Origin of the sequence: Martelella sp. UBA3392, assembly GCF_002358775.1 — a bacterium.
Classification (GTDB): domain Bacteria; phylum Pseudomonadota; class Alphaproteobacteria; order Rhizobiales; family Rhizobiaceae; genus Martelella; species Martelella mediterranea.
Genome location: NZ_DEPM01000013.1, coordinates 22615 through 31669 on the forward strand (window position 1 = coordinate 22615; position 9055 = coordinate 31669).

General features: G+C 62.2%; 11 protein-coding genes and 1 other RNA gene. 6 read left to right on the plus strand and 6 right to left on the minus strand.

The annotated features are described in order from the left end of the window. Together B4E36_RS01170 and B4E36_RS01175 are read left to right on the plus strand one after the other, a co-directional pair. A partial coding sequence (locus B4E36_RS01170; RefSeq protein WP_345899875.1) for a zinc-binding dehydrogenase occupies window positions 1-510 on the plus strand: 510 nt, incomplete at its 5' end. Between the two features lie 85 nt (window positions 511-595). Then, window positions 596-1525, plus strand: a complete 930-nt coding sequence (locus B4E36_RS01175) for a lipid A biosynthesis lauroyl acyltransferase (RefSeq protein ID WP_292056723.1) — start codon at window positions 596-598, stop codon at window positions 1523-1525. Window positions 1526-1545: 20 nt separating this feature from the next. Here the strand turns inward: B4E36_RS01175 and B4E36_RS01180 are convergent, their stop codons facing one another. Next, on the minus strand, window positions 1546-1986 hold the full coding sequence (locus B4E36_RS01180) for a hemerythrin domain-containing protein (protein WP_292056725.1): 441 nt from the start codon (window positions 1984-1986) through the stop codon (window positions 1546-1548). Window positions 1987-2253: 267 nt separating this feature from the next. On the opposite strand from B4E36_RS01180, the gene glmU reads away from it, so the two are divergent. From glmU to B4E36_RS01195, 3 genes are read left to right on the plus strand one after another with little or no spacing between them, the layout of a single operon-like run. Then, the gene (glmU, locus tag B4E36_RS01185) at window positions 2254-3621 is read left to right on the plus strand and encodes a bifunctional UDP-N-acetylglucosamine diphosphorylase/glucosamine-1-phosphate N-acetyltransferase GlmU (RefSeq protein WP_292056727.1); all 1368 of its coding nucleotides are present in this window, start codon (window positions 2254-2256) and stop codon (window positions 3619-3621) included. A 4-nt stretch (window positions 3622-3625) separates the two neighbouring features. Beyond that, window positions 3626-5452, plus strand: a complete 1827-nt coding sequence (gene glmS, locus B4E36_RS01190; RefSeq protein ID WP_345899876.1) for a glutamine--fructose-6-phosphate transaminase (isomerizing) — start codon at window positions 3626-3628, stop codon at window positions 5450-5452. Then, window positions 5449-5949: a GNAT family N-acetyltransferase gene (locus tag B4E36_RS01195; protein ID WP_292056731.1), complete on the plus strand. Its 501-nt coding sequence runs from the start codon at window positions 5449-5451 to the stop codon at window positions 5947-5949. The genes glmS and B4E36_RS01195 overlap by 4 nt, the downstream gene beginning before the upstream one ends. A 25-nt stretch (window positions 5950-5974) precedes the next feature. On the opposite strand, the gene B4E36_RS01200 is transcribed toward B4E36_RS01195, so the two are convergent. From B4E36_RS01200 to ssrA, 4 genes are all read right to left on the minus strand, one after another. After that, window positions 5975-6187: a ribbon-helix-helix domain-containing protein gene (locus B4E36_RS01200; protein WP_292056734.1), complete on the minus strand. Its 213-nt coding sequence runs from the start codon at window positions 6185-6187 to the stop codon at window positions 5975-5977. Continuing rightward, window positions 6184-6378 carry a DUF4169 family protein gene (locus tag B4E36_RS01205; RefSeq protein WP_292056737.1) on the minus strand — a complete coding sequence of 65 codons (195 nt, stop codon included), beginning with the start codon at window positions 6376-6378 and terminating at the stop codon, window positions 6184-6186. The genes B4E36_RS01200 and B4E36_RS01205 overlap by 4 nt, the downstream gene beginning before the upstream one ends. 7 nt (window positions 6379-6385) lie before the next feature. Next, complete coding sequence (locus tag B4E36_RS01210; protein ID WP_292056739.1) at window positions 6386-6862, minus strand: SspB family protein; 477 nt, start codon at window positions 6860-6862, stop codon at window positions 6386-6388. A 98-nt stretch (window positions 6863-6960) separates the two neighbouring features. Beyond that, window positions 6961-7319, minus strand: a transfer-messenger RNA (tmRNA) gene (ssrA, locus tag B4E36_RS01215). Window positions 7320-7453: 134 nt separating this feature from the next. Here ssrA and thyA point away from each other — a divergent pair. Then, complete coding sequence (gene thyA, locus B4E36_RS01220; protein WP_292056742.1) at window positions 7454-8380, plus strand: thymidylate synthase; 927 nt, start codon at window positions 7454-7456, stop codon at window positions 8378-8380. A gap of 57 nt (window positions 8381-8437) precedes the next feature. On the opposite strand, the gene B4E36_RS01225 is transcribed toward thyA, so the two are convergent. Further along, window positions 8438-9055 (minus strand): aminotransferase class III-fold pyridoxal phosphate-dependent enzyme (locus tag B4E36_RS01225; RefSeq protein WP_345899877.1); only part of this gene is annotated, 618 nt, incomplete at its 5' end.

Sequence of the window (9055 nt, forward strand, 5' to 3'; positions counted from 1 at the left end):
GGCTCCGGCATCGGCTCGGCGGCGATCCAGCTTGCCAAGAAGACGGGCTGCACCGTGATCACCACGGTGGGCTCGGAAGACAAGATGGAAAAGGCCCGCGAACTCGGGGCCGACCACGTCATCAACTATCGCGAGGACCGGTTCGAGGGCGTGGTGCGCAAGCTCACGAAGAAGAAGGGCGTCGATGTCGTGTTCGAACATGTCGGCGCCGATACATGGGCGGGCTCGATGCTGGCGATGAAGCGCGGCGGCCGGCTGGTCACTTGCGGCTCGACCTCGGGCGTCTCCACCAATATCAACCTGATGATGCTGTTCCAGCAGCAGCTCAAACTGCTCGGCTCGTTCGGCTGCCGGATGGAGAACATGGCCAACGCCATGCAGAAGATGGCGCAGGGCGTGGTGCATCCGGTGATCGACACGCTGGTCGACTTCGACGGCATCGACAAGGCGCTGGAGCGCATGGAAAGCCGCCAGGTGTTCGGCAAGATCGTGCTCAGGATCGAGGATTGATCGCGACTTGGCTTCAGCGACTTTCGCCGATAAAAGACGGACGCGCGGCATTTGCGCCGCAAAGTTCTAATATGGGCCCGATCCGTTGAAATCCTTCATAACCCGCGTCGTTCTGAAAGCCCGCCAGTTCCAGCAATGGCTGGTGGCCTATCTGATTTTCGCGCTGCTTTCGGTTCTCAAGCTGTTTCCGGCCGACGGTTCGATCCGCTTTGCCGATTGGGTGATGCGCAAGATCGGCCCCCATACCGGCCGCCACAAGCTGATTCTCGAAAACCTGCGGAAGGCGTTTCCTGAGAAGGATGAAGCCGAGATCGAGCGCATCGCGATCGCGAGCTGGGGCCATATCGGCCGGCTGGCCGCGGAATATGTGTTTCTCGATGAGCTTTTCGATTTCGATCCGGAGGCCGACAGCCATGGCCGGATTGAAGTGGAGGGCGTGGAGCGGTTTGTGACGCTGCTAGATCGCGATCGGCCGTTCATCGTCTTTACCGCCCATACCGGCAATTTCGAGCTTCTGCCGGTCGCCGCCGCGTCCTTCAACCTCCATGTCTCGGTGCTGTTCCGTCCGCCGAACAACCCCTATATCGCCAAGAAGGTTTTCCGTTTCCGGCGCAAGCGCATGGGCGATCTGGTGCCGTCCCATGCCGGGTCGGCCTTCGCGCTGGCGGGAACGCTGGAACAGGGCGGCGGCGTCGGCGTGCTGGTGGACCAGAAGTTCAAGCGCGGCACGCACTCGTCGTTTTTCGGGCAGGACGTGCAGACCAATCCGCTGCTCGGAAAGCTCGCGCGCCAGTTCGACTGCGCGATCTATCCCGCGCGCTGCATCCGCCTGCCGAACAACCGGTTCCGTCTGGTGCTGGAAGACGAAATCACGCTGCCGCGCAATGAAAAAGGCGCGATCGACATACCGGCGACGGCGCAGGTGCTGAACGATAAGGTTGAAAGCTGGGTACGGGAATATCCCGAGCAGTGGCTCTGGTATCACGACCGCTGGAACCGCCGGAAACGGGGATAGCGGCTTTCTGCGACCGTGGGCTACTTCGTGGCCTGAAGACTTTCGAGAAAGTCCTTCTCGAACACGATATGCCGACGCAGCGTGGTGAAAAGGCCGCGCAGCAGATAGCCGGTTGCCTCGGTATTGACCTCTTCACCACGGGCGAGCCGTCCCAGCGCCTCGCTTGCCTCCTCGGCGAAGCACAGATCCTCGAAATGCTCCTGATGAAGCCGGTCGAACATGGCCGGTGCCCCACCTTTGCGGCGCAATGGCGGAAACACCTGTCTTTCCTCGCGTTGCTGGGCGAGCTTCAGGAGTGGCATCAAGGTCTCGGACAGACATTGGCAACTGTGCCGGTCGATATTGCCGGGCAGCGAATCGGCCACCGCCTCCAGCGCATCGCAGAGCCCTGAAATCGTGCCATGTGTCGATGAGAGCGCCGAGAACGGCGCCAGGTTTTTGACCAGCATATGCTTGTTCACAACTGTTTCCCGGGTGCAGTAGCTCGGCCTTCTGCCCGACCGTTCTGCCGCTATTAGAGTTCAATGCCTCTCGTGCTTCATTGACCTGGGTCAAGACGGCTCCAGGACGTGGCGGTGTTCGTCGCAGGGCAGGAGCGGCGCGCGGCGAAAAATGTGTCGCATGGCGGCTCTGCACATAAAAATTATTCACATTTTTTGAATAGGTCTCGGTCAGGATTCGGCTACAAGCGATAGCGGCTCAAACGGTAGGAAGCGGAAGGGGATTTCATGTCACGCAGCGCACTGGCAATCGTTCTGGCGGCGGGCGATGGAACGCGGATGAAATCGGCCAGGACCAAGATGCTGCACGAGGTGGCCGGCCGCGCGATGGCGGCGCATGTGGTGGACACTGTTTCCCGTTCCGGCGTGGATGCGGTGGCGCTGGTTGTCGGCCGCGATGGCGACCGGGTGGCGGACGCATGCGCGTTGCCGGGCGTGGCGCTGGAGACCTATGAGCAGCGCGAACGGCTTGGCACTGCCCACGCCGTTCTTGCCGCTCGCGCGGCGCTTGAACGCGGCTATGACGACGTGATCGTGACCTATGGCGACACGCCGCTGGTGACGGGTGAGACGCTTGCCAAGGCGCGGGCGGCGCTCGAAGAGGGCGACGATGTCGTCGTTATCGGCTTCGAAACCGAGACCCCGACAGGTTACGGCCGGCTCCTGACCCGCGACGGCGCGCTCTATGCCATCCGTGAGGAAAAGGACGCCAGCGACGAAGAGCGCAAGGTCACGCTCTGCAACAGCGGGCTGATGGCGTTCAACGGGAGGCGCGCGCTCGAACTGCTCGACGCGATCGGCAATGACAATGCCAAGGGCGAATACTACCTGACCGATATCGTGGAGGCGGCGCTGGCGAAGGGCGGGCGCGCCGGCGTGGTGATGGCCGATGCCGAGGAAGTGCTGGGCTGCAACAACCGCGCCGAACTCGCCGAACTGGAGCGCATCTGGCAGGCCCGCCGTCGCCATGAATTGATGCTTGACGGCGTCACGATGATCGCGCCTGAGACCGTCTTCCTCTGCCACGACACCATCATCGGTCCCGATTGCGTGATTGAGCCCAATGTTTTCTTCGGCCCCGGCGTCGAGATTGCGGACAATGTCACGATCCACGCCTATAGTCATATCGAGGGCGCAAAGATCGCACCCGGCAGCAAGGTCGGGCCATTCGCGCGGCTGAGGCCGGGCGCTGTGCTGCACGAGGATGCCAAGGTCGGCAATTTCTGCGAGGTGAAGAACGGCGATATCGGCGTGGGCGCCAAGGTCAACCACCTGACCTATATCGGCGATGCCAGCGTCGGCGCGCGCGCCAATATTGGTGCCGGAACGATCACCTGCAATTATGACGGGGTCAACAAGTTCAGGACGGAGATCGGGGCGGACAGTTTCATCGGCTCCAATTCGTCGCTGGTGGCGCCCGTGCGCATCGGCGACCATGCCTATGTCGGGTCCGGCAGCGTGGTTACCCGCGATGTGCCGGACAATGCGCTTGCGCTCGCGCGCGGACGCCAGGAAAACAAGGAAGGGCGTGCCGAATTGCTGCGCGCCCGCTCGCTGGCCATCAAGGCGGCGCGCAAGAAGGACGGGGGCAAGTGACCATATGTGCGGAATAGTGGGGATCGTTGGCGTTCGGCCGGTGGCCGGTCGTCTTGTCGATGCTTTGAAGCGGCTTGAATATCGCGGCTATGATTCGGCAGGCATTGCCGTGATCGAGGAGGGCGAACTGGTGCGCCGCCGCGCGCCGGGAAAGCTCGAAAACCTGCGGATCTGCCTGGCCGATGATCCGGTCGACGGCGTCACCGGCATCGCCCATACCCGCTGGGCCACGCATGGCGTTCCCAACGAGGCCAATGCCCATCCCCATATCGCCGGCGATGTCGCCGTCGTTCACAACGGCATCATCGAGAATTTCGCGGAACTTCGTGCCGAGCTGACGGCCAAGGGCGTGAGTTTTTCGAGCGATACCGACACCGAAGTGGTTGCCCGGCTCCTGGACGATTACCGCAGCAACGGCATGGCCCCGCGCGATGCGGTGCTGGCCATGCTGCAGAGGGTCAGTGGCGCGTTCGCGCTGGTCATCCTTTTCAAGGATCGGCCGGATACGCTGTTCGTCGCGCGCTACGGCCCGCCGCTCGCCATTGGTCACGGCGAGGACGAGATGTATGTCGGTTCCGATGCGATCGCGCTTGCGCCGCTTGCGACCGGGATTTCCTATCTGGAAGACGGCGATATGGCGATCATTGATCGCGACGGCGCGGTGTTCTGCGATTTTGCCGGCGAACCGGTGCGCCGCCAGCGCCAGCCGCTGCAATTGTCCGCGATGCTGATCGACAAAGGCAATCACCGCCACTTCATGGAAAAGGAGATTTTCGATCAGCCGGAGGTGATCTCGCATACGCTCGGCCGTTACTGCGATTTCGCGGCGGAAAGATCGGCGGTCGCCGATGACGGGATCGATTTCTCGAAAATCTCCCGTCTCACCATCGCCGCCTGCGGTACGGCCTATCTTTCCGGCCTGATCGGCAAATACTGGATCGAGCGCTATGCCCGCCTGCCGGTGGAGATCGACGTCGCCTCGGAGTTCCGCTATCGCGAATTGCCGATTTCGGATGACACGCTTGCGCTGTTCATCTCGCAGTCCGGCGAAACCGCCGATACGCTGGCCTCGCTTCGGTACTGCAAGGAGCAGGGCGCTAAGACCGGCGCGCTCGTCAATGTTACCGGCTCGACCATCGCGCGCGAGGCCGATGCGGTGTTCCCGATCCTGGCGGGGCCGGAAATTTCGGTCGCTTCCACCAAGGCCTTCACCTGCCAGCTTGCGCTGATGGCGTCGCTCGCGCTGCGCGCCGGGCGCGAACGCGGCACGCTTTCGCCGGAGGGCGAAAAGGAACTGGTGCACGCGCTTTCGGAAGTGCCGCGACTGATGAGCCAGGTGCTGCATGCCGTGCAGCCGCAGATCGAAAAGCTCTCCCGCGAACTCTCGCATTTCCATCACGTTCTCTATCTCGGTCGCGGCACCAGCTATCCGCTGGCACTGGAAGGCGCGCTCAAGCTCAAGGAAATCACCTATATCCACGCCGAGGGCTATGCCGCAGGCGAGCTGAAGCACGGGCCGATCGCGCTGATCGACGAAAATATGCCGGTGATCGTGATCGCGCCCCATGACCGGTTCTTCGAAAAGACGGTGTCCAACATGCAGGAAGTCGCTGCCCGCGACGGCAAGATCGTGTTCATCACCGACGAGAGCGGCGCGAAGGCCTCGGAGCTCAAGACCATGCAGACCATCGTGCTGCCGGACATGCCGGAATTCATCGCGCCGATGGTGTTCTCGCTGCCGATCCAGTTACTGGCCTATCATACCGCGGTATTCATGGGCACGGATGCCGACCAACCGCGCAACCTCGCCAAGGCGGTGACCGTGGAATGATCGTCCGTCGGGAACGTCAAGACGACGTCGCCGCGATCTACAGGCTCGTGGCGGTCGCCTTTGCCGGAATGCCGTACAGCGATGGCAGCGAGGCCGACATCATCCGCAGGCTGCGCAAGGCGGGCGCCCTGTCGCTGGCGCTGGTGGCGGAGGAGGAGGGGCGGCCCGTCGGCCATATCGCGTTCTCGCCGGTCGGCATCTCGGATGGGACAGACGGCTGGTTCGGTCTTGGACCGCTCGCCGTCGATCCGGCATGCCAGCGCCGCGAGATCGGCACCTCGCTGGTGCTCGGCGGGCTGGAGCTTTTGAAGGACGAAGGTGCGCGCGGCGTGGTGGTGCTGGGTGCGCCCGGTTTCTACCAGCGCTTCGGCTTCCGCCACGAGCCGGCGCTGACGCTGGAGGGGGCTCCGCCGGACCATTTCATGGCGCTCGATTTCGACGGTCACGTTCCAACGGGCAAAGTCGCCTATCACCGGGCGTTTTACGGCGAGGTCTGACGGCGCTTTGGGCAGGGGCTTGGTTTCAGCGTCCCGCCTTTATCTCGGCAAGCACGAAAAGCCGGATGGCGGATGAGAGGTTGATCTCGCCATCCCGCGCGTCATCAATTTCAGCGATAAGGGACGCGAGGCTGAGATCGCGGTTGTCCGCGATCCGGGTCAGTTCAGCATAAAATGCATCTTCCAGGGAAAAGCTGGTGCGGTGGCCGTGAAGGCTGACGGAGTGCTTGCGGATCACGCCTCGTCGCCGCCGCGCTCGCGCCGCCCTTGGTCGAACTGGCGCTGCGCCTTGTCGCGCTCCAGCTTCTCACGCTGCTTCTCGCCCTTGGTGAGGCCGTGAAGCGCGCGATTTTCAGCGGCTTTCTGCTCGGACTTGCGGCGTTCGTTGCGTTTGCGCTGCTGCCGCAGATTGACGATCTCGGCGCACATCGAACGTTCAGTGCTTCTTGCGGAAGGCGTCGAGCGAGACCACGGACGCGCCGTCATCGCCGCCGGGGCCGTCATCGCCGTCATTCATCGGCGGATCGGTCGGCGTCTCCTCTTCAACATCGAGGGTCGCGACGTCAAATTCAAGCTCGAAGTTCACCGAAGGATCGTAGAAGCCGACGATGGCATTGAAGGGAATGACGAGGCGTTCCGGCACGTCGGAGAAGGACAGGCCGATCTCGAACAGCGCGTCGGTCACCTTCAGGTCCCAGAACTGGTGCTGGATGACGATGGTCATCTGCTGGGCGTATTTTTCCTTCAGCGCCGGCGAGATTTTCACGCCCGGCGCGCCGGTCAGGAAGGTGATGAAGAAATGATGTTCGCCGGGCAGGTGGCCTGTTGCGGCCACTTCGGCCAGAACCTTGCGGATCATGCCCCGCAATGCATCCTGCGCCAAAACGTCGTAGCGAATATGGTCCTGCCCCATCAAATCTTCCTGCCTCTCGCCCGGTTGCTGCGTTCCCCACAGCCATAAGTCGGCTTTTCGGAAATCGCAATCATTATAGGGGATTTTGTTCAAAATCAGGTGGAGGCTTCTGTTGCCAGGTGCCTCCGGACCCCGCCTTACGGTGCTACCCGCAAGGACTTGATTTGGGTTTCTGGAACCGCCATTAGGCAGCTACAGCGTAACCCTGAGCTTTGTTGTCATTTGCAACTACTCGTTTGACCCGATAACGGTGGTATCATGCCGGGTAAAAGGTCAATCTTTACACTCTTGTCGATCCTGTTTCGCCCCCATCAAAATCAGGCCTTTCCGCCTGATCATGGTGGAGGCGCCGGGTACCGCCCCCGGGTCCAATGAGCTTATTGCATTGCCGTTTATCACCATAGCCGGTCAAGCCGGCAGACCTGATATAAGTGTTTCAAAAGCTTCTGGAAAGGGGCGGGGACAGAGAAATTCCGGTCCCGGGCCTGCTGCCGCCGCATTCCGGTGGGCAACCGGGCGAATTCAGCGCCGATATCTTGCCTTGGCGGCGCGCTATCTCCAGACTTGCGGCACGATTCCAAGGAGCTTCGCATGGCGCGTCATCCCGAATACCAATATCTCGACCTGCTCGAGCACCTTTTGGAAAAAGGCGACCGCCGGATAGACCGCACCGGCGTCGGCACGCTTTCCGCCTTCGGCGCGATGATGCGCTTCGATATCTCCGACGGCACGTTTCCGGCGTTCACGACCAAGCGCGTCTACTGGAAGACCGCGATCAAGGAGATGCTGTGGTTCCTGACCGGCCAGACCAATATCCAGTCGCTCCTGAAGGAAAACGTCCGCATCTGGACCGACTGGCCGCTGGAGAAATACCGCAAGGCGTCAGGCGAGCAGATCTCGCAGGAAGCCTTCGAGGAGCGTATCCTTGCCGATGACGCATTTGCGCTTGAGTGGGGCGATCTCGGCCCCGTTTACGGCAAGCAGTGGCGGCGCTGGCTCGATGCCAACGGCAAGGAACACGACCAGATCGCGACCGTCATCGAGACGCTGAAAACCAATCCGGCAAGCCGGCGCATGCTGTTCCACGCCTGGAATGTCGGCGAGCTGGACCAGATGGCGCTGCCGCCCTGCCATATGACCTATCAGTTCCATACATCCGAGAACAAAAGCGCCGGGCCGGGCGAGCCCAAGTTGAAACTTTCCATGCTGCTGTTCCAGCGAAGCCTCGATGTCGGCCTCGGCGCGCCCTTCAACTGCGCGGCCTCGGCGGCGCTGCTTTCCATGGTGGCGCAGCAGGTCGACATGGCCCCCGGCGAACTGATCTGGATGGCGGGCGACTATCACCTCTACCTGAACCATCTCGACATGGCCCAGCAACTGATCGCCCGCAAACCGCGCCCGTTCCCCAAGCTGAGCCTTCTCCGCCGCCCGGCCTCAATCGACGGCTATCGGATCGAGGACTTCGAGGTAACCGACTACGATCCCCACTCGGCGATCGCCGCGCCGGTGGCGGTGTAGTAGCCGAGCGCGGGGCCTTGCGATCCCGCGCTTTCGCTTTTCAGACTGCGACGATGCTTAGCCGAGCACTTCCTTTACCGCGTCCACTGTGGCCGAAACGATGGTGTCGGCTTCCTCACGCGTCAGGCAGAAGGGCGGTGCGTAGCCGATGATATCGCCCTGCGGCATGGCGCGGGCAATAACGCCGCGCTTGAGCATGGCGGCAGACACCGACGGTCCGATCTTCTTTGACGGATCGAAGAAGGTGCGGCTGTCGCGGTCCTCGACGAATTCGACGGCGCAGAGCATGCCTTCGCCGCGAATCTGGCCGACATTGGCGTGGTCGCCGAGCGCGTCGGACATGGCCTTGTTGAGATAGGCGCCGGTCTCGCCGGCATTGGAGACAAGGTTCAGCTTGTCGAGTAGCTGCAGGTTGGCAACGCCCGCCGCCGCGCCGATCGGGTGCGCGGAGTAGGTCCAGCCATGGCCTATCGGGCCATTCTCGTCGGTGCCCTGTTCGAGGACCTTCCACACCTTGTCGGAGATGATCGAGCCCGACAGTGGAGCATAGGCCGAGGTCAAACCCTTGGCGATGGTGATGATGTCGGGCTCGATGCCGTAGTGGACGGAGCCGAACATGGTGCCGAGACGGCCGAAGCCGGTGACCACTTCGTCGGCGATCAGCAGGATATCGTG